This is a genomic window from Sorangium sp. So ce119 (assembly GCF_051524405.1).
Lineage (GTDB): Bacteria > Myxococcota_A > Polyangia > Polyangiales > Polyangiaceae > Sorangium > Sorangium cellulosum_G.
The window spans coordinates 1-26,198 of sequence record NZ_CP150311.1; the positions used below are offsets into that span (position 1 = coordinate 1).

General features: G+C 71.2%; 15 protein-coding genes and 1 pseudogene. 10 read left to right on the forward strand and 6 right to left on the reverse strand.

Annotation, left to right across the window (positions count from 1 at the left end; all coding sequences use genetic code 11):
- The 7 genes and pseudogenes from WME76_RS44315 to tnpC all read left to right on the forward strand — a co-directional run.
- Positions 1–1,178, forward strand: a pseudogene (locus WME76_RS44315) (hypothetical protein); the annotation flags it as partial.
- Between the two features lie 11 nt (positions 1,179–1,189).
- Entirely contained in the window at positions 1,190–2,230 is a 1,041-nt protein-coding gene (locus WME76_RS44320; RefSeq protein WP_437958960.1) for a PEGA domain-containing protein, read from the forward strand.
- Positions 2,231–2,263: 33 nt separating this feature from the next.
- On the forward strand, positions 2,264–3,850 hold the full coding sequence (locus tag WME76_RS44325; RefSeq protein ID WP_437958959.1) for a PGRS family protein: 1,587 nt from the start codon (positions 2,264–2,266) through the stop codon (positions 3,848–3,850).
- A gap of 148 nt (positions 3,851–3,998) precedes the next feature.
- Positions 3,999–5,096 (forward strand): tetratricopeptide repeat protein, encoded by a 1,098-nt coding sequence (locus tag WME76_RS44330; RefSeq protein WP_437958958.1) that lies wholly within the window; start codon positions 3,999–4,001, stop codon positions 5,094–5,096.
- A 2,291-nt stretch (positions 5,097–7,387) separates the two neighbouring features.
- Positions 7,388–8,548: a serine/threonine-protein kinase gene (locus WME76_RS44335; protein ID WP_437958957.1), complete on the forward strand. Its 1,161-nt coding sequence runs from the start codon at positions 7,388–7,390 to the stop codon at positions 8,546–8,548.
- Positions 8,549–8,770: 222 nt separating this feature from the next.
- On the forward strand, positions 8,771–9,094 hold the full coding sequence (gene tnpB, locus WME76_RS44340) for an IS66 family insertion sequence element accessory protein TnpB (protein WP_437954403.1): 324 nt from the start codon (positions 8,771–8,773) through the stop codon (positions 9,092–9,094).
- A 271-nt stretch (positions 9,095–9,365) separates the two neighbouring features.
- On the forward strand, positions 9,366–11,408 hold the full coding sequence (gene tnpC, locus WME76_RS44345) for an IS66 family transposase (protein WP_437954404.1): 2,043 nt from the start codon (positions 9,366–9,368) through the stop codon (positions 11,406–11,408).
- Positions 11,409–12,255: 847 nt separating this feature from the next.
- On the opposite strand, the gene WME76_RS44350 is transcribed toward tnpC, so the two are convergent.
- The gene (locus WME76_RS44350; RefSeq protein ID WP_437962255.1) at positions 12,256–12,444 is read right to left on the reverse strand and encodes a hypothetical protein; all 189 of its coding nucleotides are present in this window, start codon (positions 12,442–12,444) and stop codon (positions 12,256–12,258) included.
- Positions 12,445–12,901: 457 nt separating this feature from the next.
- On the opposite strand from WME76_RS44350, the gene WME76_RS44355 reads away from it, so the two are divergent.
- Positions 12,902–13,942, forward strand: coding sequence for a PEGA domain-containing protein (locus WME76_RS44355; protein ID WP_437962256.1), 1,041 nt, complete (start codon positions 12,902–12,904; stop codon positions 13,940–13,942).
- A 342-nt stretch (positions 13,943–14,284) separates the two neighbouring features.
- Positions 14,285–15,667, forward strand: coding sequence for a hypothetical protein (locus WME76_RS44360; RefSeq protein ID WP_437962257.1), 1,383 nt, complete (start codon positions 14,285–14,287; stop codon positions 15,665–15,667).
- 153 nt (positions 15,668–15,820) lie between these two features.
- Here WME76_RS44360 and WME76_RS44365 read toward each other — a convergent pair whose 3' ends face one another.
- From WME76_RS44365 to WME76_RS44380, 4 genes are all read right to left on the reverse strand, one after another.
- Positions 15,821–18,130, reverse strand: a complete 2,310-nt coding sequence (locus WME76_RS44365) for a protein kinase domain-containing protein (RefSeq protein ID WP_437962258.1) — start codon at positions 18,128–18,130, stop codon at positions 15,821–15,823.
- 5 nt (positions 18,131–18,135) lie between these two features.
- Complete coding sequence (locus WME76_RS44370; RefSeq protein WP_437962259.1) at positions 18,136–19,671, reverse strand: serine/threonine-protein kinase; 1,536 nt, start codon at positions 19,669–19,671, stop codon at positions 18,136–18,138.
- Positions 19,672–19,899: 228 nt separating this feature from the next.
- Positions 19,900–22,233, reverse strand: a complete 2,334-nt coding sequence (locus WME76_RS44375) for a protein kinase domain-containing protein (RefSeq protein ID WP_437962260.1) — start codon at positions 22,231–22,233, stop codon at positions 19,900–19,902.
- Positions 22,234–22,256: 23 nt separating this feature from the next.
- The gene (locus WME76_RS44380) at positions 22,257–22,439 is read right to left on the reverse strand and encodes a hypothetical protein (RefSeq protein WP_437962261.1); all 183 of its coding nucleotides are present in this window, start codon (positions 22,437–22,439) and stop codon (positions 22,257–22,259) included.
- A 211-nt stretch (positions 22,440–22,650) separates the two neighbouring features.
- On the opposite strand from WME76_RS44380, the gene WME76_RS44385 reads away from it, so the two are divergent.
- Positions 22,651–22,992, forward strand: coding sequence for a cupin domain-containing protein (locus tag WME76_RS44385; RefSeq protein ID WP_437962262.1), 342 nt, complete (start codon positions 22,651–22,653; stop codon positions 22,990–22,992).
- A gap of 110 nt (positions 22,993–23,102) precedes the next feature.
- Here WME76_RS44385 and WME76_RS44390 read toward each other — a convergent pair whose 3' ends face one another.
- Positions 23,103–25,955, reverse strand: coding sequence for a transglycosylase SLT domain-containing protein (locus WME76_RS44390; RefSeq protein ID WP_437962263.1), 2,853 nt, complete (start codon positions 25,953–25,955; stop codon positions 23,103–23,105).
- Positions 25,956–26,198: the final 243 nt, after the last annotated feature.

The following is a 26,198-nucleotide window of genomic DNA, read 5'->3' on the forward strand; positions in this document are numbered from 1 at the left end:
AGCGCGACGTCACGATGGAGGACCACCGGCACGGGGTGATGCTCCGGATCGAGGATGTCGCGGAGGACGAGGGGGAGATCGCGCGGGGGATGTTCGGGGCGCGGCCGCAGGGCGAGCTGGAGGAGAAGCCGCAGTTCGGCGGGTGGCGCGAGCGGTTCGCGGCGCAGCAGGGCGGGACGGCCCCGCTGGGGGCGCCGGCGCGGTACGGCGGGGCTGCGAGCGCTGGCCCGACGATACCGGCACCGGCGGGGGCGCTGCAGGAGCTGGATCGGCGGGCTGCGGGGGGTGCGCCGCCGTCGCAGCGGGCCGTGGGGCTCCGGTGGAATGACGCGCCCGGCAGGGCGGGCGGCGGGTTGGCGGAGGCGGGCGCCGGCGCCGCGGCGGGGCTTGGGGTGACGGGGGCGGCGGGCGGGCCGGCGTCGGTGTCGGCGGCGCAGCAGGTCGGGCCGAAGGGGACGCTGGTCATCGACACGGAGAAGCTCCTGGGGGGCGCGGCGCTGTCGGCGGGGGTGGAGGCAGGGAGCACGGGGCCCGTGCGGATGGGCCAGGCGGGCCTGGGGAACGCCGTTCCTGGGCAGCCGGCGGGCGGCGCAGCGGGGCTGGCGGCGAGCGGGGCGTGGGGGGCGTGGGGGGCGCCGGCGGCGGGGGCGCCGCTGCCGGCCGGCGGCGCGGGGGAGGAGCGCGACGAGATCCCGGTCATCGTGGAGAAGCCGGCGGCGTCGCGGAAGTGGATGTGGGCCGTCGCGGGGCTCGGCTTCGCGGCGGTGGCGGGCGTGGTGGCGGTGCTGGTGACGCAGAGGGTCCCCGGGGTGGGGTCTGCCGTGCCCGACGCGACGGGAGCGGGCGTGACGCCGCCGTCCTCGGGGAGCACAGCACCGCCGGAGCCGAGCGGCGAGGCCAGCGCGGCGGCGACCGGCGCGGCGGCGACCGGCGCGCCCTCCGCGACGGCGCTGCCGTCGCCGTGGGCGCTGCCGGCAGAGACAGCGAAGCCGCAGGCGGGGCAAGAGCAGCCGCAGCAGGACGAGCCGCAGCCGAAGACGCAGTCATCGGGGCGGACCAGGAATACCAAGGCGGGTGGGGCCGCGACGGGGCGCTTTGAACCAAAACCCCGAGGGGGTAAGGTGCCCGCGTCGAGCACCGCCGAGCCGCCTCTCCCCGAAGGGAAGCCAGACTTCTGATGACTCTGACGATGAAGAAGCGTCCGCTGCTGTGGGGCTTGGGCGTGGCCGTGGCGTTGACGGCGCCGGCGGCCGGCGCACAGCAGGCGGCCACGCCGGCCGTCTCTGAGGAGACTGACGCGCTGACGGACAAGGCGCGGCAGCTCTATGAAGAGGGGAGACAGGCGGCGGCGGCAGGGAAATGGGCCGATGCGCACGCGTCGTTCCTCGCGGCGTGGGCGATCAAGCCGCATTACCAGATCGCGTCGAACCTGGGGGTGACCTGCCTGAAGCTGGGCCGGAACCGCGAGGCGGCAGAGTACCTGACGCGGTATCTTCGCGAGGCGCCTGCCACCAAGGTGAAAGAGCGGCAGAGCGCGGAAGCCTCGTTGAAGGAGGCGCTCGCGAAGGTCGCGTCCGTCACGGTGCAGGCGGCGCCGGCAGGGGCCATGGTGACGGTCGACGGGACGGCCGTGGGGAAGGCGCCGCTCGCGGATCCTCTGTTCCTCGACCCGGGGAGGCACGAGGTCGGCGCGAGGCTCGACGGGCACGTGTCTGTCACACGACCTATTGTCGCCGCAGCGGGCGGGACCGAGAAGGTGGTGCTCCAGCTCGAGCGCACGCCGGCACCTCAGGTGGTGATGGGTCCCGGCCCAGTGGGGACGACGGCGCCAATCCAGCGGCAGGACAACGTGCGGACGGTGGTGCTCGTCGGGGGTGGCGTCGTGGCCGGCATCGGCGTGGGTGCAGGCGTGCTCTTCACGGTGCTCGCCAACGGGCGGGCCAGCGACGCCAGGCGACTGAGGGCCGAGTTGGTCGCCGAAGATGAACGAGGGGAGAAGTGCCCCACGGTGAATCAGACGAAGTGCGCAGATCTGAGCAACGCGGTGGACGCCAGGATAGACCACAGCAACTCGGCGTTCTGGAGCTTTGTGGCGGGCGGAGCGGTCGGAATTGGCACGCTCATCTATGGCCTCGTGACGATGGAATCTACCGGGCCGAGCCGGAGCGTACAGGTGACGCCCCTCTGGGGGCCGCACACGGCCGGGGTGTCTGCCAGCGGATCTTTTTGACCTCACCAGAGTCGACAGGGAGAAGACTGCACCATGCGCCGCCGTGCCCACCTCGCTTCCATTGTCTTTCTAACAGCGATGGCCATGGGCGCCAGTCACGCTGGATGCATCGACTTTCCGTTCCCGCAGGGCGACTCGAACGAGAAGTACTCTGGGGCTCCTGTCGAGAATCCAACGCCTGAGGGGTGTGACCCCAGCGACCCCGCGACCTGGACCGCAGCAGAGACCTGCGGCGTGTTCGTATCGGACGGGCAGGGTGACGACGACAACGACGGCACGTCTCAGATGCCGGTGAAATCTCTTGCGAGAGCGCTCATCCTCGCAGAGGCCAGGTCGAAGCCCGTGTACGCATGCCGCGAGGAGTTTGATGGGGCGGTCGAGGTCCCAGCCGGAACAACGCTGTACGGTGGCCTCACCTGCGACAAAGGCGAGGATGGCCTCGTCTGGCAATGGGTGGACGACAAGACACGAACGACCATCACGGCGCCAGCGGGGACGATCCCGCTGAAGATCACAGGAGGGAATAGCCAGAAAGTCGTTCACCTGGAGAATGTCGATGTCATAGCAAGGTCGATCCCGCAAGATGACTCGGCGGAGCCAGGGATGTCATCGATCGCCGCAGTGGCAGAATCCGTGAGCCGGGTAGAGCTGAGGCACTGCACGCTTGAAGCCGGGGATGCGGCACCTGGCTTCGATGGGGAGGCCTACGAGAAGCTTGCCAGCGCGGGTGCAAACGGTAACCCAGGGAAGAATGCGTGCGAAGGGAGCACCGTTGTCGGCGGCGACGCGGCGATCAATGATTGTGGCACCCCCGAGGACACCGATGACTCCATCGGCGGCGCCGGGGGGGCGGGTCGGCATGCCAGTGGTGATCCTGGAGTATCAGGGTATCCCGAAGTAGCGATGAACGGCGGTCTCGGGCAAGTAGGCGCGGCCTCCTGTGCGCCCGGTATCGCGGGAGAAAACGGCAGCGACGGCCAGCCGGGCAGCGGTGCCAAAGACGACGGCAGCATCTCATCCGAGGGCTACATCGGTGTATCCGGCGGTCCCGGTGCTCCCGGAACCACGGCGCAAGGTGGCGGGGGCGGGGGCGGCGCGCGCGGCGTTCCGACGACGCCAACCAGTCCGCCGCGTTCGTGCGCAGATGGCACGCCGCCGCTCGGTGGAGCCAGCGGCGGTTCTGGCGGCGCGGGCGGCTGTGGCGGGGCCGGCGGCAGAGGAGGCGGCCCGGGCGGCGCCAGCATTGCTCTCATCAGCATCCGCTCCGGGCTGTCCTTCGATGACGTCACGATCAAGACGGGCAACGGGGGCAAGGGCGGCGACGGCGGCCCTGGACAGGACGGCGGAATGGGGGGAATGGGTGGCCCGCGCGGGGAAGCCCCTCGTGACAGCACGAGCAACCTGCTGCACGGATGCGACGGGGGTCCGGGCGGCACGGGCGGCAAGGGCGGCCCTGGTGGCGGAGGACGCGGCGGTCACTCCATCGGGATCGCATTTCAGGGCGCGGCGCCCGTTCTGCAGGGGGTGACGTTCGAGCTGGGCGCGGCCGGCCTCGGCGGTTCCATCGAGGAAGCTCACGCCGGCGCGAACGGGGAGAAGGCTGACAGACTCCCGTTGTAGAGCAGGGTTATCCTGCGCCAGCGATCCGCTCGAAGATTGGGACAAGTCTGCGCTGCGAGAATGATGCCGTGCCATGCCATCGCGATGCGATAACGACACCCGGTGCTCCGGTCGTCATGCATGAGCCCTTCCTACAATCGAGGTTGAGATGAGGCATGGTTCGGTAGGATTCTACCTGCTCCTCGCCGGCATGCTTTGCGCATCCTCTGCGGCGGCGCAAACGGCGCAGACCTCGTCGCAGCAGGACAAGGCAGTCGCCGTCGCGCTCGCCGAGCGGGGCTGGGAACATTACGAGGCTCACCGCTACACAGAGGCGCTCCGCGCCTTTCGTGAGGCCGAGGCGAAAACCCATGCGCCCGCGTTCCTGCTCATGATGGCCCGCTGCCACGTCAAGCTGGGACGCTTGCTCGACGCCCGAGCCGCATATCAACTCGTCGTGAATGAGAAGATTGCCACCGGCGTGCCCCCCGAGTTCATAGAAGCCAAGACGGATGCCAAGAAGGAGCTCGCTGCCTTGGAGCCGCGCATACCGACCGTGGAGGTCGTGTTAACTGGGGCCGCGCTTCAGGCATTAGACATAACGCTTGACGAGGAACTAGTCTCGCTTTCAGGTCCCGTGCAACGTGATCCAGGCCGACACACCTTGGTTGTTCGTGTGCCCAGGCGTACCCCGCTAACAAGAGTAATTTTCTTAGTGGAAGGGGCACGAGAACGAGTTGAGATCAACGAAGCGGAGGTAGATGCGCTGCCACTAGTAGCGGCACCGCATGCCGATGCTGGACAGAATTTTCATCTCGACGACAAGAAGAACGGTCGGTCCGGTGGGGGACCTCATGGTGCAGCTATATCGCACGAGGCCGCGTTGCCTAGGACTGCGGTACTTATCGGCGGTGGCGCAGCTGCTGGGCTCGGGATTGCGACAGGAGTCGTCCTCACCCTTATAGCCAATGAACGAGCGAGCGACGCCGAGAAATTGAGGCATGAACTCATCGCGCAAGGCGATGGTTTTGCGATATGCCCCAATATAGATCCATCAAAATGCGCAGAGCTAAAGAGCACTGTGCTCACCAAAGTCGAACTCACAAATTCGGCATTTTGGAGCTTCGTAGCGGCGGGCGCGATCGGCGCAAGCACACTGATCTATGGAATTGCAACATCCGGAACTCCGACAACAATCTCCGGCGTAAAGGTGGCACCGCTTTGGCAAGAGAACGCAACCGGGCTCTCGCTGAGTGGAACATTTTGATCTTGCGAGCACGCAATCCTGGGGAGTCACGATGCGTCATCGTCGCCATCTAGCTTCTGTGTTCTTTATAGCCACGGTATCAGTGGTCACAAACGGGGCCGGATGCATACCCGACCGCTATGAGCTAGGCGACACCTGTGAGAGCGATAGTTGCACCTGGCATTGCGAGCCAAGCGAAAACGGCGAATCTCCAGACGACAGATGTGGCATCTTCGTAAATCCCAATGCCGCCCTTGGCGGAACAGGAACAAAAGCGCAACCTTTCCAGCGCTTCGCCGAGGCGGCCACAGCAAGCCCGAAGCGAGTCTATGCATGCGCGAAGCTATACACCGAGGACGCTGGCGTAGTCTTCAGGGATGGAGTTAAGATCTACGCTGGCTTCACGGACTGCGAGAACACCTGGAGCTGGTCATCACGGACGAACGCGGAACTCAAGGGACCACCCGACACAATTCCTCTGACACTAAACGGCGGCGAGAGCCGGATCGAGAATCTCCATATCACCGCAGAGAACGCCAGCGCTACAGACGACAATTCCCCAGGGAAGTCGTCGATCGCGCTATTGGTGAATGGGGGGAATGTCACCATCGTCAATGGAACTGTCATCGCGGGTGATGCGACAAGCGGAGCGCAGGCGGGGACCATGGCGAAGGATCCGATGCTCGACGGCATCGATGGCAAGGCAGGCCTGGCGGCATGCAGCCCAGGAGTTACGCACGAGGGTCCAGCAGGTCCAGCCATACGGTGCGCTGGCGGGCAATCCGAAGGAGGGAAAGGGGGCGATGGCGGGCAGGCGACGGGCACTGTCGAAAATCCCATACTCTCCGCTGCCAGCAACGGCTCGTCTGGGAAGCCGGCCACATCACAGCCGGCCCAAGGAACAGGCGGCACCGGCGAAAAAGCTGGCCAGGCGTGCACCGGTGGGGCCGCGGGAGCGCCAGGTGCTCCCGGTGAACCAGCCGTTCCTTCCGAAGGCCTGGGCACCATCGACGCGAATGGCTACACCGGAGCGCCCGCAGAGCGAGGTGGCGCTGGCAAGCCCGGTCAAGGCGGGGGCGGCGGAGGTGGCGCCAGGGGCGGAGCAGCGACGTGCGGGGGCAGCAACGAGGTTCTGCTGCCTGGCGCCAGCGGCGGCTCGGGCGGCAGCGGGGGCTGTGGGGGTCAAGGGGGCCACGGGGGACATCCCGGGGGCTCCAGCATCGCGTTGGTTGTCGTCGACGCTACGGTCTCCCTCGAAGGAGTAAGCCTTGTTGCTCGCAACGCTGGGGACGGCGGTCCCGGAGGAGGAGGCCAGCCAGGCGGAGAGGGGAGCGCGGGCGGCGAACCGGGGGCCCCTGCAGGTGATGCCAAGATCGGTTGCGCGGGCGGGCGCGGCGGCGCAGGCGGCAATGGCGGCCCGGGTGGCGGTGGCCACGGTGGTCACTCGCTCGGCATCGCCTTTCGTGGGGGAGAGTTGCGGAAAATCAGCAACAGCTCATTCACGCTCGGCAATGCAGGTACAGGCGCCCCGGGAGGAGGCACCGCACCGGACAACGGGGCAAGTGGTGCCGACGGCCTTGTCGCCCAATGTTGGAACTTTGCCGAGAGCACGGCTTGCCCGATGACAGCTCAGCCGTGATCGGTATTCATGACGCATGAGTGATGCAGAACCGATCGGGTCGTCTCAGTTCGACGCCCGTGGCGCGTACCACCTCATCGTACACGAGAAACGATCGCAGGATGCGCCATCGGCATTTGGACAATGCCGAAGCGTACATCGCGAAAGCTCCGTCAGCTTCGGAGTTCCGTGCACATGCCGTGAAGATCACGGTCCCGGCGACGGCTCTCATCAACCCCAAAACCGGTCTGCTTCGACGACGTCACGCTCAAGAACTGCGCCTGCGGCAGATCCGGTAACGGCGGCCTCCACAAGCCGCCGAAGTGACACAGGGGGATAGAGTAGCAGCGTCCCAGACGGACGACTCGACCAACTCCTCTACCGACGTCTGCTATGGCGGTTCCGAGCGCACAGGCAGCGATGGCGGAAACGACGACGGACTCAGCGGGAACCGAAGTGGATTGGCGTTCCACGGAACCGAGCTCTCGCTGCACGGCGTGACCATCGCTGCCGGAGCCCCGACAGAGGCGGCTCCGGCAGCGGCCGCGACAGGGTCAATAGACCGCCCTCCTCGAATGCCGGCGCCAGGCCCCCCGCCCTCCCTCACACCAAAATTCCCCCCGCCCATCCCCATCCCCTCCTCCCCCGCCCCCGGATCCGCTAGGCTGCTCCCGCCCTCTCCTCCCGCCTCCCTATGCACCTCGGCGCCGGCTCCGTCCTCATCGGCAAGTATCGCCTCGAGCGCCCGCTCTCTCGCGGCGGCATGGGCTCGGTCTGGGTCGCGCACCATCTGCAGCTCGGCACGCCGGTCGCCGTCAAGTTCATGGACCCGGCCTACGCCAGCTCCCCCGCGTTCCGCACCCGCTTCGAGCGCGAGGCGCGCGCGGCGGCGCAGCTCAAGACGCCGCACGTCGTGCAGGTGCACGACTTCGGCATCCACGAGAGCGTCCCCTACCTCGTCATGGAGCTCCTTCAGGGCGAGGACCTCAACACGCGCCTCCAGCGGCGCCGCCGCCTCCCGCTCCTCGAAGCGCATCGCATCCTCGCCCAGACCGGCAAGGCCCTGCGCAGCGCGCACGACGCTGGCCTCGTCCACCGCGATCTGAAGCCCGCCAACCTCTTCCTCGCGCGCGTCGACGGCGAGGACGAGGATATGGTGAAGCTCCTGGACTTCGGCATCGCCAAGGAGACGACCTCCAAGCTCGTGGCCGATGCCTCGACGACCGGCGAGGTGATGGGCTCTCCCCACTACATGAGCCCGGAACAGCTGCGCGCCGAGCGCGACCTCGACGCGCGCAGCGACCTCTGGGCCCTCGGGGTCATCCTGTTTCGCATGGTCACGGGATACCTCCCCTTCCCGGGCGACGTGCTCGCGCATGTCATGACCAGGATCCTCGTCGACCCGATCCCCTCCGCGACCCAGCTCGCCCCCGACCTGCCCCCGGCCATCGACGCCTTCTTCCACCGGGCGCTGGCGCGCGACCGGACCCACCGGTTCCAGACCGTCCGCGAGATGGTCGCCGAGTTCGCGCGCATCGCGGGCGTAGCCGCTCCGCAGACCGCGTCTTTTCCCTGGCCAGCTTCGGTTGCACGCTACGCGGCGTCCGATGAGGGCCGTGCCCTCGTCGAGCGAAGAGGAGCGAGCGATGCCAGGAAGCAGGGAGCTGGTGCAGCTGCGTGCGGAGCTGTCGAGGTATCGAGAGCAGAAGAGCCGTGGGAAGTACCCGGGCGAGCTGCGAGAGCGAGCCGAGGCGTACGCCAGGGAGCGTTCCCGGGCGGGGGCGACGCCGACCGAGATCGCCACGGAGCTCGGTGTCCACAAGATGACGGCCGACCGATGGGTGGCTGGCGGTGAGCGCGCAGATGAGGGGGCGTTGCCAGCGACCATCAAGGCGGCTCAGCATGTTTCGTTCCTACCCGTCGTGGTGCGCCCGGAGCGCCGAGAGGCGCCGCCTTTGCGGCTCAACGTCGCATTTGCCGATGGGACACGGATGCAGGTACGTGGGATAGGCGCGCGCGACCTCGTGGAAGCGATCGAAGCGTTGCGGAGGGGGCAGTGACGCCCGCGACGATAGCCGTGTATCTGGCGGTCGGACCAGTGGACTTGCGTGGCGCGTTCGACCGGCTCGCCGCGATCACCCGGCAGGTGCTGTGCCTGGACCCGGCCAGCGGCGCGCTGTTCTTGTTCCTTAACAAGAGGCGCAACCGGCTGAAGGCACTTTGGTGGGACCGCAACGGATACACAATTCTGTACAAGCGTCTCTCGAAGGGTGCGTTTGCTCTGCCCTCGTTCACCGAGGCCGACGGCAAGTGTATAGAGCTGTCAGCACAGGACTTCGCGCAGCTGCTCGCCGGTCTACCCGTGGAAGAGCTGGCAAGCCGCCGCCGCGTGGTGCACTGAGGTGTCTGCGCCGGCGCTCGTCCACCGCGCTGCCGGACACCGCGCTACGGGCGCCAGCGCGGCCCGATGGCGGCCGGCTCAGCCCGATGCCGAGGTGGAGCAGGGCGCGAGTTGCATCATCCCGAAGACCTCGCGACAGCGCAGCGCCGAGGGCGCATCACGCTTGTTCCGCGTTCCCACTTTCGACAAAATATTCTCATCAAAAAACAGCGGAAAGTGTCTACGTAAGGTACTTGCCAGGAGCAAGCGGAGCGGGCATCCATGGCGCGCTTTGACCTCGACGACACGACCCGGTGGGACCGAGCTGCCGCAGTCGGCGGAGACAGAGCGCCTTGACGGCGCGGCGCTCGTGCTCGGCTATCTCCAGGCCAGGGGACAAGGACAGGGGAGCCCCGCCGACCCCGCGTCGGCGGTCGACGCGCTGCTCCGGCGGGTGCAGGAGCTCGAGGCGAGGCTGACCGAGCTCTCGACGGCGGAGCAGCAGGCCCAAGAGCTCGCTCGCTCCGTCGAGTCGCTCAAGGCGTACAATCGACAGCTGCAGGAGACGATTCGGACGTTGGAGATCGGGTTCCGGCGCCACGTCTCCGAGCAGATCTCGCCTGACCAGCTGCGGCTTTCGCTGGCCGGTGAGCCAGGCGCCTGTCCGGCTCCCGCGTCGCAGGCCGAGAGCCTCGGCACCTCGCCCGAAGCGGACCCGAGCGAGGGCAGCAGCCCGCCGCCGGACCCCGCGAGGCCGCCGGAGCGTGGGGGGACGGCAGAGTCCTCCTCCGGCTCCGATCCCGGAGGTGGCAAGCGAGTTAAGCGCCACGAGCACGGGCGCCGTCGCATCGGTGTCATCCCGAGGGTGATCATCGAGACGCTGCCGCCGGAGGTGCTGCTCCAGGGCATCGAGCGCTTCGAGCGTGTGGGCGTCGAAGACAGCTCGGTTATCGGCCACCGGCGCGGCGGCCCCGTGGAGATCGTCTGGCGTCGACCCAAGTACGTGGCCAAGGCGGAGGTACCGGCGGCGAGCCGCGCAGCGGGCCAGGAGCCTGCTTCTTTGCCAGCCGTAGGGTCGGCCTTCACGCGCGAGCTCGACGAGCCCCTCGTCCTGCGGGAGCACGAGTTCCTGGGGATCCCCACGGACACGGGCTTCAAGCAAAGCCCCTTCGTCGACGGCGTCCTCGTACGCTACACGCCCGAATCGGACGCTGAGGAGGACAGCGGCGGACCGGTGAAGATCGCCTCGCTGCCGGAGCGCCCGATCGACAGGTGCCTTGCCGATCCGAGCCTCTTGGCCCACCTGTTCGTCCACAAGCTCGACTACCACATGCCCTACTACCGGCAAGAGGTGGAGTCGGATCGCCACGGCTTTCGCATCGGCCGCAGCAACATGACACGCTGGCAGTACGATTGCGGCGGCATCGCGATGCGCATTGCCGATGCCATGTGGAGCGACGCGCTTTCGAGGTCGTGGTTCGCCATGGACGCGACGGGCACCGCCATCCGGGCCAAGGAGAAGCACCGCTATGGGCATGTCTTCGTCCTGGTCGCGCCAGGCGATGGCGTGCTGTTCCGCTATACACCGACGTACGACGGCCTCACCGTCGCGAAGCTCTTCGGCGGCTACCAGGGGACGCTCGTCGCCGATGCTTCGGCCAACCACAACGTGCTGTTCGGGCCGGGCAAGGCCCGCGAGGCCGGCTGCTGGAGCCATGCACGGAGGCGCTTCTTCAAGGCGTTCAAGGCCGGGGCGGGCAAGGAGGCGGCGTTCGCGCTCCAGACCCTCCAGGCGCTCTTCCGCGTCGAGGAGGAATGCGCCCTGTGCAGCCCGGACGAGCGCCTCGCGATCCGGCAGCGCGAGTCCGCACCGCTGATCGAGAAGCTCTTCGCCTGGGCCGAGGCGCAGCGGCAGGTCGTCCCGGAGCATTCGCCGTTGCGCGAGGGGCTGGTCTATTTGCACAACCAGAGGGAGGCGCTCTGCGAGTTCCTCTCCAACGGGGAGATCCCCATCCACAACAATGCCAGCGAGAGGGCTCTGCGCCGCGTCGTCAAGGGACGGCGCAACTGGCTGTTCCACGGCAGCGACGAGCATGCTGTCCGGGCGTGTGCCATCACGTCGCTCATCGCGACCTGCCAGATGCACGGGCTCGACCCCGAGCTGTACTTGCAGGAGATCCTGACCGTGGCTCCGAGCTACCCGCTCCGTCGCATCCTCGACCTGAGTCCCAAGAACTGGGTCGCGACGCGACAACGCCTCATCGCCGAGGGGCGGCTCAAGTACCTGGACCTGGCTCGGATCACCGGCTCGCGGCTCGCCTTCCGCGACCGCTGATCGTGCGGCGTTGCCCGCTTCCGTCGCGCCCACAGCGCTCGTCGCGTCCGGAGCGGCCGAGTGGGGCGCGCGTCCTCTCCGCGCCGAGGTGCGTCGGCTCGTCGAGCCGGTGCTGTCGTCGCTTCGCCCCGCCACCGTCGAGTTCGTCTTGGCGGGGCGCCTTCGGGTCGCTTCGCTTCGGCGCGGCTTGTCCGCGCCTCCGGTCGGCGGCCGTTCGCCCACCTCCTCCGCGAACGGCTGGGCGGCGGTCTTGCGGCGCCGCACGCCGGCGGCCTCGGCAACTCCCGCGCGCTCCTGCTGCGAGGCCGCGCGACGCGGGCGCCCCTTCGCGCGGGCGGGGGCGTCCTCGCGGCCCTGCCACGCGACATGCGGCGCCGACAGCTTCAGCACCGCCGTCGTCAGGCTCGGGACTTCGGCGCCTGCGTCCCCGCTCCGTCGCTTCGTCATCGCATCGCGACTCTACGCACGTGGCCGCCCCCACCGGCTTCGTCGCGGGCACCGCGACGCCCCTTCCCGGAATGCCGCCTGGCCCGGGTGGCACGACCCCGGCCGGGCCGCTCCCTCCGGTGCCGCCGCTGGCAGGTCCTGTCTCGGCGGGCACGCTGACGGGCTCGCTCAATGTCGCCAAGCCCTCGGGTGGACGCCGTTCCTCCGCACGGGCGACATGGGTCCTCGTCGCGGGAGCAGCGGTCGCGCTCAGCGGGATCGGCGTGACCATGGGAGCGCTCTACGGCCGGTATGCCGAGCATCCCTCCCCGGCAGGTGCCCAGGCGACCACCGAGCTCGCTCCCTCCAACCCCGGGGCGACCGGCGACGCTCCGTCATCGACCCCGTCGACCTCGGCCAATCAGCTCCCGGAGCCGTCGAGTGCTGCACCTCTCATCGTGCCATCCGCGCCCTTGATGGACGCCGGCTCGGACTTGCCCGCGGAATCAGCAATGCAGGGGTCCGCTCCGCCCAGCGTACCGGTTGCCGGTGCCACGAGCACGCCGTCGACCGATGCCACCAGCGCACCGGCTGCCAGTTCTACCAGCACGGCTCTTCTGGGTCGCACCAGCGCGCCCCCCGTCGATCGCAGCCCCCCCGCAGCAGCCACCGGCACGCAGCCTCGGTTCCGCCCGCCGGCCGACACAGCAGCGCCTCAGCAGCCCCAGCCGCCAAGGACCAGCACGCGGCAGCCCTCGGCGGAGACGAAGGAGACGAAGCCGAAATGGGGGATCTGAGCGCGGTCTGAGGGCGGCCACCCGCCCTCCCCGGCGCTCCGGGCGCTCCTCTTTTCGCGCGGGACACCGCGGGCCAGAGCCCGCTGCGATGCCGTGGCCGCAACAGAGCGGGCCCATACGGCACCGCTGCACCATCGCACCCCGTATGGAACGGGACCACAAAAGCTTCCGTCACCGCTCGGAAGGGGTACGGTTCGAGCTCCAGGGTGGGTAAAGTGCTGCGGTAACCTTCTCCTGAACCGCAGCTCCCTGAGCAACGCCGGACTTATCATGACGACGAAGCGCCCGCTGCTGTGGACCTTGAGCGTAGCCATCACCTTGCTGGCGCCCGTCGCCGGTGCACAGCAGGCGGCCCCTCGGGCCGAGACGCAGGAGAGCGACGCGCTGACGGACAAGGCGCGCCAGCTCTTCGAGGACGGGGTGAAGGCGGCCAAGGCCGGGAAGTGGGACGACGCGCATGCGGCGTTCCTCGCGGCGTGGGCCATCAAGCCGCACTACCAGATCGCCTCCAACCTGGGTGTGGCCTCCCTCCGGGTGGGCAAGCCCCGCGACGCGGCCGAGTACCTCACGCTCTACCTCCGCGAGGTCCCCGCGACGAAGGTCCAGGAGCGGCAGCGCGCGGAGGCGTCGCTCCAGGAGGCGCGGGCGCAGGTCGCGGCCGTCACCGTGCGGGTCGCGCCGGACGGGGCCGAGGTGACGGTCGACGGGGCGAGCGTCGGGCGAGCGCCGCTCGCCGATCCACTGTTCCTCGATCCCGGCCGGCATGAGGTCGGCGCGAAGCTCGACGGGTACGTGCCGCAGGCGCAGCCGGTCGCGGCGACCGCGGGTGGCACGGAGACGGTCGTCCTCGAGCTGAAGCGCGCCCCGGCGCCCGACGCGAAGCGCGCCGGCGCTGGCTCGGACGTCCCGCCGGCGCCCGGGGTGTCGCGGGACGGCGGGCGGACGGCGGTGCTCGTCGGGGGCGGGATCGCGACCGGCGTCGGCGCCGCGGCGGGCGTGCTCTTCACGGTGCTGGCCAACAACAGGGCCGGCGAGGCCGAGCGGCTGAAGAGTGAGCTGACCACCGGAGGTCTGAACGGGTGCACGAACACGCCCCGACCGGCGGCGTGCATGCAGCAGAGCGAGGCGCTGGACGAGAGCGCGCGTTACAGCAACGTGGCGTTCTGGAGCTTCGTCGGAGCCGGGACGGTCGGCCTCGGGACGTTGCTCTATGGCCTCGTGAGCGGGCCATCGGAGCCCGAGGCTCGCGTGCGGGTGACGCCCACGGTGGGAATCCACGACGTGGGGCTCTCGGTTGGCGGGGCGTTCTGACGACGGTGACCTCAAGACGACGGAGAATGGATGATGCCTCGGACTGCTCGTACCGCCGCGCTGCTCGTCCTCGGGACCGTGACCGCCAGCCTCGATCTGGCCGGCTGCTTCCCGTTCGCGCTCCACGATGATTGCGAGCACAAGCCCATGTACTGTAGCGAGAACGGGGGCGGTACAGGGGGAGCAGGCGGCATGACCGCCGTAGGGACAACCAGCTCGGGGACAGGCGGCGCCACAGGGACCGGGGGCGCGACCGGGACAGGCGGTGCAGGGGGAGAGCCGACGCCGGTGGGGTGCGCGCCCAGCGACGGGCAGAGCTGGACCGCGGACGAGAGCTGCGGAGTGTTCGTGTCGAGCACGGGGAGCGACGACGGAGCGGGGACGCCCGACGCGCCGGTGAAGACGCTCGCGCAGGCCATCCAGCTCGCCGTGACGAAAGAGGATGAAGCCGCGCGGCGCGTGTACGCGTGCGCGGAGACGTTCGAGGAAGCGGTCACGGTGACCGCGGGCGTGACCATCCATGGTGGGCTTGATTGCAAGTCAAACTGGCGATGGGATGGTGAGAAACGGACGGTCCTCACGGCGTCGCCCGGGGTCGTGCCTCTGACGATGCGCGCTGTGGGCGACACGGTGCGCCTCGAGGATGTCCACATCTTCGCTCCGGAGATCGATCCGACCGACGCAGGAAAGTCCGCCATTGCGGCGATCGCCGATCGCTGCAAGGTCGCTCTGGTTCGTTGCACCGTCGAGGCGGGCGATGCGGCGCCCGGAGCCTCGGGAGCGGGTCCTGCTGCGCAGCGCGAGCCAGGCAACGACGGCACCCCCGGTAATGACGCATGCTCGGCAGAGACGGTGTCAACCGTAGCGCCGCTGCCCAATGACTGCGGCACACCGGATACCTCCGACGACTCGCTCGGCGGACGGGCCGGAAATGGCTTCCTGGACCGCGGGGGAGGCGCCCTCAGCGGCTCTCCCGGCGAGGCGCTCTATCCCAACGCTGGCAACTACGACGCAGCAAGCACGACGTGCAGCAACGGCGGGCCGGGGAGAAACGGTGATCCCGGCGAGCCAGGCGCAGCGGGACGCGGCATCGGCCAGCTCTCCAGTATGGGTTACGCCGGTGTACGCGGCCAGGACGGCAAGAACGGGCGAACCGCCCAGGGCGGCGGGGGTGGCGGAGGCGCCCGCGGGAATTATTCATGCCCTCTTTCCAACAACGGTGGCGCCAGTGGCGGCAACGGCGGCGCTGGCGGCTGCGGCGGCGCTGGCGGAAAGGGCGGCTTTCCTGGTGGGTCGAGCATCGCCCTGCTGAGCCTCAACGCAAAGCTCACCTTCCGTGAGGTCCTCCTGATCGCCGGCAACGGCGGCGAGGGTGGCGATGGTTCCGAAGGCCAGACCGGCGGACAGGGCGGCGGAGGCGGCAGAGGCGGACTACGTGGGCGCGATGTCAACGGCGCTCTGATCGACGGCATGCGGGATGGCTGCACCGGCGGCATGGGGGGCCAGGGAGGCACCGGCGGACGCGGCGGCGGCGGTCAGGGCGGCCATTCCCTCGGCATCGCCTTCCAGGGCACTCCGGACACCCTCCCGTCCCTCGACGGCGCCACCTTTCGGCTCGGCGACCCGGGCCCCGCGGGCACGGGCAGCAGCGGGCAGAACGGCGACGCGGGTCAGGCCAGCGAGATGCTGGACTTCTCGTCTCCACAGCGCGCTCCGGCGCCATGACGCCTCGCCGACGTCGTCGCCTCGGTACGCACCTCGCCCCCGCGTTCTCGGCGCTGCCGGCCACCGCAGTCGCTCCCGCGTCGAGCCGGTGAGACGCGACCCTTCGACGTCGGTCGCCTCGTCCGTTCCACTCGCCCGCCCGCCTGGCACCGCTCAGGGGGCGTAAGGGTCCTTCTTCCTCGCCTGCTCCCGCAGGCAGTTCGTCCGGATGAACCCCGTCTTGCCCGCGCAGGGATCTGGAGCCGGCCGCCGGGCCGCGGGCTGCTGCGCCGATCGCGACGGCGCCGCCGCCGGCTCCACGGCAGGCTTCACCCCGGGCTGCGCCGCAGCGACGGACCGCATCGGCGCCGGGGCCGGCTGCGGCGCCGGGGTCCGCAGCGGCGCCGCGCTCACCGAGACTGCCGGCGCCGCCGGCTGATTCCGCTCCGCCACCGCGGGCTCCGCGCCTGCGGGCTCCGCGCTCGCCGCGCCCGCCGCAGTGTCCGCCGCGCCCGCATCCGCACGCTCGTCGATCCCGGACGGCTCCGGCGCAGCCGAAGCCTGAGGCGCAGTGGCCGCCGGCGGGGGCGGCGTCTCCGGCGGCCTGGCGGCGCTCACGTCGTTCTCGATGCCCGCCTCCGGCAGCACCTCGGGCGCGGCGGCGCTCTCCTCGGGCGCTGGCGAGCGCAGCGCAAAGAAGAGCACCACGCCGAGCAAGCCAGCCGCGCCGGCGGCCAGCGCCGCCAGGACCGGACGAGGGGGAAGGCGATTCCAGATCTCCTGTCGCCGCGGCGCCGTCGACAGCGCCGTCGGCTGAGGGAGCGGCGTCGGTCGCGCTGCCCACGGCGACGGCTGCCCCGGCTGCCCCGCCCGGCTCACCTCCGGGCTGGGCGTGAGCGGCGCGGTCGTCGATTTCCCCGGCTCGTCCTGGCTCCACGCTGGCAGCGGCGGCGCGCCCGTCCCGGCCTCCGGAGCCGGTGGTATGGCGTCGAAATCGAGCTTCTGGGTGAGCTCGGCGTTCCACACCGGCTCCGACGCCGCGCTGCCCCTGGGCGACAGCGGCGCCTCTGCCGGCGCGGCGCTGGCCACCCGCACCGGGGGCGCCCCTCCCGGCCCCCCGTTGCGCATTGGCGAGAACGGCGCCACGCCGAACCCCGCGCTCCCCAGCGGCGCCAGCGGCGCCCCCGACGCCATCTCGCCCGGCAGCGGCGTCCCCGCCCGCATCCCTCCGCCGCCCAGCGGCGCCAGCGGCGCCAGCGGCGCCCCCGGCGGCATCTCGCCCGGCAGCGGCGTCCCCGCCCGCATCCCTCCGCCGCCCAGCGGCGCCAGCGGCGCCAGCGGCGCCAGCGGCGCCCCCGGCGGCATCTCGCCCGGCAGCGGCGTCCCCGCCCGCATCCCCCCGCCGCCCAGCGGCGCCAGCGGCGCCCCCGGCGCCATCTCGCCCGGCAGCGGCGTCCCCGCCGCCCGCATCCCCCCGCCGCCCCTCGGCGACAGCGGCGCCCCCGCCGACGCCGCCCCGGGCAACCCCGGCACCTCCGCCGGCGGCATCGGCCCGCCCGCGATCCCGCCGATCCCTCCGATCCCCCCGCCCCCCACCGGGGCGCCCGCCCCCACGCCTGCCCTCCCGCCCGCGCCCGCGTACCCGTCGAGCAGATCCGCCACCTCGGCCGCCGACCCGATCCGCTCATCCGGATGGCGCGCCATGCACCGCGCCACGAGCTCCACGAGCCCCGGGTCGATCCGTCGCACGTACCGGGAAACCTTCGGGATTTCCCCCGTCAGGATCCCGGTGAAGACCGCCCTCGCGTCCCCCTGGAACGGGCGCATGCCGGTCAGCATCTCGAACAGCACCACCCCGAGCGCCCAGATGTCGGCACGGTGATCCACGTTCGGCTCCGCCCTCACCTGCTCCGGGCTCATGTAGAGCGGCGATCCGACAGCGCCGCCCGTCGCCGTGCGGACGCCGTCGTTCACGGCGAGGTTCTTCGCGACCCCGAAATCGAGCACCTTCACCACCGGCTCGTCCACGTCCGACTCGCGGTGCAGGAAGATGTTCGCCGGCTTCAGATCGCGGTGGACGATGTGCAGCGCGTGCACCGCGGACAGGCCCCGCGCGACGTCGCGCCCGATCGACGCCGCCATGTCCGCGTCGAGCCGGCGCCGGCGCTGGAGGAGCTCCGCGAGCGTCTCCCCGGTGAGGAGCTGCATCACCAGGAAGGGCTCACCGAAGTCGGTCTCCCCCATGTCGTACATGTCGATGACGTTGCGGTGCCGCAGCGCCCCGCCGTTCCGCCCCTCCCGCTGCAGCCGCCGCCGGAGCTCGGGATCCGGACGGTGAATCAGCTTCAGCGCCACCTCGCGCGACGTGGACAGGTTGAGCGCCGCCCACACCACACCCATGGACCCCTCTCCCAGCCGCCGCACCAGCTTGTACTTCTCGGCGATCACCAGGCCGGGAGCGATCTGCGTGAAAGACTTCGACATCGAGCTCAGCAGGGTTGTTCGAGGCGCAGCACGACGGCGCGCGAGATCTCATTATCTACAGCCAACCAAAGGACGCCATCGAAGGTAGCACGCCCTGCGCCGCGCTCCCCCGGGCTCTCCACGCCGGCGCGCAACAGGAGGTACCCCGCGGCCATGCCGATCCCCACGAGCAGCGCCGCCGCGAGCACCGCCATCGCGACCCACACGACAGGCGACCGGGCGGGCTCAGGAGACGATCGCCTCGGTGGAGGGAGCGGTTCGAGGGGCACGGTGCCACCGAACGGCGTCGCCGGCCTCGGCGCGGGCGCGCTCGCGCTCGGAACAGCCGGAGACGACGCCAGCGCCGCCCGATGGACGTCCGCTTGATCCGGGGTGAGCTTGATCGTGCCGTGCTCGCCCAGCAGAGGATGGCTCGACATCGACCTCCGCTGCGCCGGCGTCACCGCGCCCCCGCCCGCCGGAGGCGGCGGCCCCGGCGGCGCGCCCGCGCCTCGCGGCGATGCCGCCCCGTGCCCGTGCGGGGCCTGCAGATGGGCCATGGACAGCGGGAGCGGCGTCGTGGTCGCCGGCGCCGATCCAGACGAAGCCCCGCCCCACGATCCTCTCCCCAGGTGCTGCGGTATCTCATGACGCAGCTCCGGCGACGACCCCGGCGGCGAGGCGACGCGCGGCGGCGCCGACGGCGTGACGAACGACTCGAGCGCCGCCGCGACCTCGGCCGCCGAGCGCGGCCTCCGCTCGCGATCGCGCTGGAGACACTGCGTCACCAGGGCGTCGAGGCCGGGATCGATCTGCCAGACGAACTGCGACACCGACGGGATGTCGCCCTGGAGCACGTTCCTCAGGAGCTCATGCGCCCTGCCCTGGATCGGCCGGCGGCTCGTGAGCATCTCGAACATCACCACGCCGAGCGCCCAGAGATCCGCGCGCGGGTCGATGTCGCCCTGCGCCCGCACCTGCTCCGGGCTCATGTACGCAGGCGAGCCGATGAGGATGCCTGTCGCGGTCCGCATCTGCTGAGGCCCGGTGATGAACTTGCTCACGCCGAAGTCGAGTATCTTGACGACATAATTGCTGTCGCCAGGCTCGGTGTGGAGAAAGATGTTGGACGGCTTCAGATCGCGGTGGATGATGCCGCGCTCGTGCGCGGCGGAGAGGCCGCGCGCGATGTCCCGCGCGATGCGCGAGGCCTCTGGAACCTCCAGCTTCCGCTTGCGCTTGAGAAACGACGAGAGCGTCTCGCCGGAGAGCAGCGGCATGACAAGGAACGGATCGCCGCTGTCGGTCTCGTCAGCATCGTAGATATCGACGATGTTCCGGTGGCTCACCGCGCCGCAGGCGCGCGCCTCCCGCAGGAGCCGGGCGCGGAGCTCCGGATCGGGCCGCACCAGCAGCTTGAGCGCCACCTCGCGCGAGGTGGCCTCGTTGTGCGCTGCCCAGACGACGCCCATCGCGCCCTCGCCGATCCGGCGCAGAAGGCGGTATTTGCCGCAAACGAGCGCACCTGGCGGCGGCGCGGCAGGAGGCGAGGGAGACTGCATGGAGTGAGCTCGCGTGAGGGCAGATGCAGCGGCAGATCGAGGGCGCTTGGGAAGAATTGTCGCAGGTGAGGCAGCGCACCGTCAAGCAAAGGCGTGGGCGGGGCGCCCGGCCCTCGAGCACGGCATGCGTCCAGCACACGTGTTCGTCGCCGCCGCGACGCTCGAGGCCAACGCCGCGACGACCCTGGCTCCGGCAGGTGTAGTTGGATGGATCCGCCGAGAGAACGGCTATTTCTTGAGCTTCGCCTCGCACTGCTTCCGCTCAAGAAACCTCAGATGAGCGCACGAGGTCGCCGGCGGCTTCGCCGGCTGCGACGTCACCGCAGGAGACGGCTGCGTCCGGATCGGCTTCGCGCTGCTCGCTGTCCCCGCCGCCGCCCCCGCGCCGCCGCTCGGCGCCGCGCCCGTACCGCCGCTCGGCGCTGTACCCGTACCGCCGCTCGGCGCCGCGCCAGCGCTGTTCACCGGAGCGGCGCTCGGCGCCGGCGGCACCTCGGGCGACGCGGACGCCGGCGGCGCCTCCTCGGGTCGCGCCGGGGGCGCCTCGTTCGGCGGCGGCGAACCCCCGCGCTCCGGCAACGCGCCCGTGTCCCCGCCGGGGCTGTTCACCGGCGGCGCCACGCTCCCGGGCTCCTCCGGCGCGGCGTGCGACGGCCCCCCGGACCGCATCGCGATGAGCATCCCCACCAGGATCAGCGACACGGCGGCGGCCGCGATCGCCAGCGTCGCAGCCGTCCGCCGGCGCCGCTGATCCTCCTGCGGGGCCGCGTTCTGAGCCTCCTGCGCCCTGTACGCGCCGGTCTGATGGACCGACGGATGGTTCGAGACGAGCGGCGTCGTCGACGAGCTCCCCGCCTGCGCCGACGTGCTCGACGCCGCGGCGGCGCCCGTCGCCGTGGTCGCGCCCGGCCTCGAGTCCGAGGCGCCAGCGCCCGCCTCCGCCCCGAGCTTCACCGTCGACTCCGCGACCGAGCTCGACGGAGCGACGTAGCTCCCGGAGCCCGGCGCAACGGCAGGACCGCCGGCGCTCGCCCCCACGGCAGGACCGCCGGCGCTCGCCCCCACCTTTCGCTCCGGTACCGACGGCGAGCTCATGCGCACCGTGCTCCCCCACGCCCCACGCTCCGGGATCACCCCCGGCGCGGGATGCGCCGCGCCCGCCTGCGCCAGCCCTGGATGCGCCAGCCCGGGCGCAGCAGACCCCACCGCCGACGGCAGCGGCGTCACCAGCGCAGCCGCGGCAGGCCCCGCCGCGGGATACTGCCCCGACCCCGCGCGCTGCCGCGCCGCCCCGGCCGCCTCCGCGCTCCCGCGCGTGATCGGCAAGGTCGGCATGTCGTCGTCCCACGGGGCACGCGCCGCAGACGGCGGCGCCGTGAGCTGCGCCGAGCTGCCCTGGCGCTGCGACACCGCCTGCCCCGCGCTCGCCTGTCCCGCGCTCGCCTGCGCCCCGCCCGCGCCCGGCAGCTCCTGCACCGGCACCGGCGCACGCGGCCCCCCGCCGAGCAGCGCCAGCGGGAGCGCGCCCGCGCTGCCCGCGCTGCCCACGCTCACCGAGATCGGATCCGCGATCGACGCCGGCGCCGCGAGGCCCGCGCCCGAGCTCCCCGAGCCGGGCTGCGCCGCCGCGCCGCCAGCGCCCGGCTGCGCCGCCGCGCCGCCGGTGCCCGGCTGCGGCCACGGCGCGTCCGCCGTCTGCCGCAGCGCCGCGTCGGCGCCCACGCCCCGCGCCGCGTACCGGTCGAGCAGCGCCGCGACCTCCGCCGCCGAGCCGATCCGCTCCGATCGCTCGCGCCGCATGCAGCGGGCGATCAGATCGACGAGGCCCTGGTCCACCCGCCTCAGGTACCGGGACACGGTGGGGATCTCGCCCGTCAGGATCCCCATGAACACCGACTGCGCGTCCCCCTGGAACGGGCGCATGCCGGTCAGCATCTCGAACAGCACCACCCCGAGCGCCCAGATGTCGGCCCGGTGATCCACGTTCGGCTCCGCCCTCACCTGCTCCGGGCTCATGTAGAGCGGCGATCCGACAGCGCCGCCCTGCACCGTGTGCAGGCCGTCGTTGACCGAGAGGTTCTTGGCGACCCCGAAATCGAGCACCTTCACCACGGGCTCGTCCATGTCCGGCTCGCGGTGCAGGAAGATGTTCGCCGGCTTCAGGTCGCGGTGGATGACGTGCATCGCGTGCGCGGCCGCGAGGCCCCTCGCGACGTCGCGCCCGATCGACGCGGCCACCGGCGGCTCGAGCTTGCGCCGCCGCGCGAGCAGCTCGGCCACCGTCTCGCCCGTGAGGAGCTGCATCACCAGGAACGGCTCCCCGGCCTCCGTCTCCCCCATGTCGTAGATGTCGATGACGTTCCGGTGCCGCAGCGCCCCGCAGTTGCGCGCCTCGCGCTGCAGCCGCAGCCGGAACTCGGCCTCGGGGCGGTGGATCAGCTTCAGCGCCACCTCGCGCGCGGTCGCCACGTTCACCGCCGACCAGACGACGCCCATCGCGCCCTCGCCGATCTGGCGCACGAGCCGGTACTTCCTGTCGATCAGCACGCCGGCTGAGAGCAAGGTCGGACTCTTCGGCGACGACATCAGCGACTTCCCGGCAGCGCGGCGCGCCTGGCCCTCACGGAGCGCGCCCGGACGACCACGTCCATCAGCGTCGCTCCGGTGACAGGGCCGCGCTCCCCCTGCACCCACCGCCCCGCGCTCGCCCCGTTCGACCCATCCTGCGCGCGCTCCCGCGCGACGTACGATCCAGATCCCAGGTCCACGGGACGCGCCTCCAGTGAGATCCATCCTACAGGAGTTCGGACCGGCGGGATACGTTCTCTGCAACGAAAGACCGACGAGCAAAGACGGACGAGGAAAGAGGGAGAAGCCCGATCCGCGTCAGCGAGGCTCGCACCCACGATCGCGCCCGCGCTCCGGGACAGACCAGGCGAGTGACCGGACGAGTCGATCGAGGACGAAAGCGAGGCGCACATGGGCGACACAACCATCATGAAGGTCTCCTCCGGCCGCTCCCCGAGAGGGCAGATGGGACAGAAGTACCTGGCCTCCGGAGTCCAGGTCTCGATGCGACTCTGGGAGCGCGAGCCGCCCGGCGAGGAGAAACAGCCGACCGCACGCGATTATGAGACGGTGGGGTTCGTGATCGAGGGGCGAGCCGAGCTGCACCTCGAGGGGCAGATGGTGCGCCTCGAGCCCGGCGACTCGTGGACGGTGCCTAAAGGGGCATCACATTTCTACAAAATCACTGAACCGTTCACCGCGGTCGAGGCGACCAGCCCTCCGGCCAGCGTCCACGGGCGGGACGAGACCTGAGAAACCACGCTGGCGAGACCCGATCTCGACGCGGGGTGGTTTCGGCTCCCCTCGACAGCTCCCGTCAACAGCCGAGCTCGCTTTGAGCTCGGCTGCCGTGCCACGCGACATCACAGTGCGGTGCCGCCGCCCGTCGCGGGCTTCTCCTTGTCCTGCGCGCCCTTGGCGCGCCCCGCCGGGGGCTTCTCGTCCGCGCCGCTCGGCGCGGGCTTCTTCTCGCCCTCGGGAGCCTTCTTCTCCTCCGCCGCCGCGCCGGCCCGATCGCCGGCGCCCGCCGCGCCCGCGCCGCCGGGCTTCTCCCCGGCGCCCGCCTCGGCCTTCGCGCCCTCGGCCCGCACCGGCTTCGTGGCGCCCGCGCCGGACTCGGTCTTCCCCTCCGCCTTGGCCGGCTTCGTCTCCGCGGCCCCCTCGGCGGCCTTCCCTTCGGCCTTCGCCGGCTTCGTCTCGCCCGCGCCGGCCTCGGCCTTCGCCGGCTTCGTCTCCCCCGCGCCCTCGGCGGCCTTCCCTTCGGTCTTCGCCGGCTTCGTCTCGCCCGCGCCGGCCTCGGCCTTCGCCGACTTCGTCTCCGCGGCCCCCTCGGCAGCCTTCCCCTCGACCTTCGCCGGCTTCGTCTCGCCTGCGCCTGCTGCGGTCCCGGACGTCGCCAGCACCGCCGGCTTCACCGGCTCGGCCCCCGCCGTCTTCTTCACCGGCTCGGCCGCCGCCGCCTTCACCGGCTCGGCGGCCGTCGCAGGCTTCACCGGCTCGGCCGCCGCCTTCTTCACCGGCTCGGCCGCCGCCGCCTTCACCGGCTCGGCGGCCGTCGCAGGCTTCACCGGCACGGCGGCCGCCGCCTTGTCGCCGTCGTCCACCGCGCCCGCGGCCTGGGCCGACGCCACGCGGACGTCGTCCTCGCGCGGCTCCACCGGCGGCGGATCGTCCCGATGCGACGTCGGCACGTACACCACCAGCCGGTCGCCCGGCATCAGCACGCTCCGCCGCGAGCGCTGGTTGATCCGCTCGAGGCTGCCCACGCTCAGGCCGTAGCGGGTCGCGAGCGTGCTGAACGAGTCGCCCTCGCGCACCGCGATCTCGATGCGCTTGCGGCCCTTCAGCCCCTCGAAGTGGGCGAAGAACTGCTCCGAGCCGACCTCCATCACCCGCGCGTCGGCCTCGTCGAGCAGGAACACCCCCTCGTGGCGCTGCGATCGCGGCACGAAGAGCTGGAGCGTCATGCCCTCGTGGAGCGACGCCCCGGGCGCGAGCGTGTTCCAGCGGCAGATCTCGTCCGGCGTCACCGACAGCACCGCCGCGAGATCCCGGAGCGCGTCGCCCGCGACCACCCGGTAGAACACGCGCCGGCGACCCTCGTACGAGAAGCGCTGCGCCGGGACCACCACGACCGGCTTCGCCTCCGACGACAGCGGCGCGCCGTTCGCGAGCAGGTGCTCCGCCGCCGCGACGCCGACGCCCTCCGCCGCCGGCACGAACAGCAGCGTCCCCGGGCGCACCGGCTCGCCCGCCCGCAGGCCGTTCAGCGACTGCAGCGTCCACCGCGTCGTGCCGCGGAACGTCGCGATGTCGTCGAGCGACTCGCCCCAGCGCACCAGGTACCGCTCGAGCTTCGGCTCGCGCTCGAGGAGCTTCGGCATCGACTTCGCCGCGCGCGCCCCGGCGCCCGCCGGCACCCGGATCTCCCAGCGCGCCTGCTCCTTCGCGTCCACCGGCGAGGGCGGCGTGCGCTTCGCCACGAGCTGCGGGTTCAGCGCCTCGATCTCCGGCGCCCCCGCCCCCGTCGCGGACGCCACCGACTGGAGCGACACCCCGGAGCCGAGCGAGATCTTGTCGAACGTCACCGCCGGGTCGAGCTCGAGCTCGTCGCAGCCGAAGACCTTCAGGTTCCGCGCCACGATCGCGATCGCGAGGATCTTCGGCACGTAGAGCGCCGTCTCGAGCGGCATCCCCGCCTCGAGCCGCGACAGCTCCCAGAAGTCGTTCGTGTTGTACTTGCGGATCGAGGCGAGCAGCCCGCCGTACCCCATGTTGTAGGCCGCGAACGCGAGCTCCCAGCCGCCGAAGCGCCGCCGCAGATCCGAGAGGTACCGCGCCGCCGCGAGCGTCGAGCGCTCCGGGTCGAGGCGCTCGTCGATCCACCGGTCGACCGTGAGGCCGTAGATGCGCGCGCCCTCGGGCATGAACTGCCAGAGGCCCGCGGCGCCGGCCGGGGAGTGGATGGTCGGGTCGAAGCCGCTCTCGACGAGCGACAGCCAGAGGAGATCCTCCGGGAGCCCCTGCTCGCGGAGGACGCGGCGGATCGCGGCGCCGTAGCGGCCGCTCTTCTTGATCCAGGTGGCCACGGCCGAGCGGCCGCGCGGGTCGTCCTTGTAGTACTCGAGGTAGCGCACGACCCGGCCGTCCCAGCGGACCGGGATCTCGGGCAGCTCGAGCTGCCGCAGCCAGGAGATGTCGCGGGTCTCCTCCGCCTGCACCGGCGCGGCCGTCAGGCCGGAGGGCGGCAGGCCGGACGCCTCGAGGCGCGGCTCGCCCGCGCCGAGCAGGAGCGTGCCGTCGACCGGCCACGCCGGGCCGGCGGTCGGCGCGGCGCCGGGGAAGAGCGCCTGGTCGATCTCGCGCATCGTGCGGAGCTCGGGCGACTCGGCGACGCTCGCCCCCGCCGGCGTCGCGGTGCCCGCGATGACCCGCCGCGCCGCCTCGTCCGGGGCGCCGGGCTCCCCCGGCTTGCGCGCGATCTTGCCCGCGCCCTTCTTCGCCGGCTTCGACCGCGCCGCGGGCTTCGCCGGCGCCTTGGCGGCCACGCGCTTCGCGCCGCCCTTGCCGCTCGACGCCGCCGACCTGGCCGGGGCAGGCTTCTCCGCCTTGCCGTCGGCCGCCCCGTCCTTCTTCGCCTCGGCCTTCGGCGGCTCGGCCGCGCCCTCCGCGGGCGCAGCGAGGCCGTCGAACGCGACGCCCGAGAGGGCGGCCATCCAGACAAGACAAACAAGCCTGCGTGCGGCGCGTCGGATCCGCATGTCAGCGACCGACCTGTCTCACGATGCGCCCGAGGGGTCAACTTTGGCAGTCAGCCGGGAACCGTTGCAGTGCCAACGGTTCAGGTGGCTGGAGCACAGAGCAGAGGTATGTGTGATGAAGGGAGAGATTTGAACCACAGAGGGCACAGAGGGCACAGAGGACAGAGAGAAAAAGAGCTCGGAGCGCTCCAATCGCAG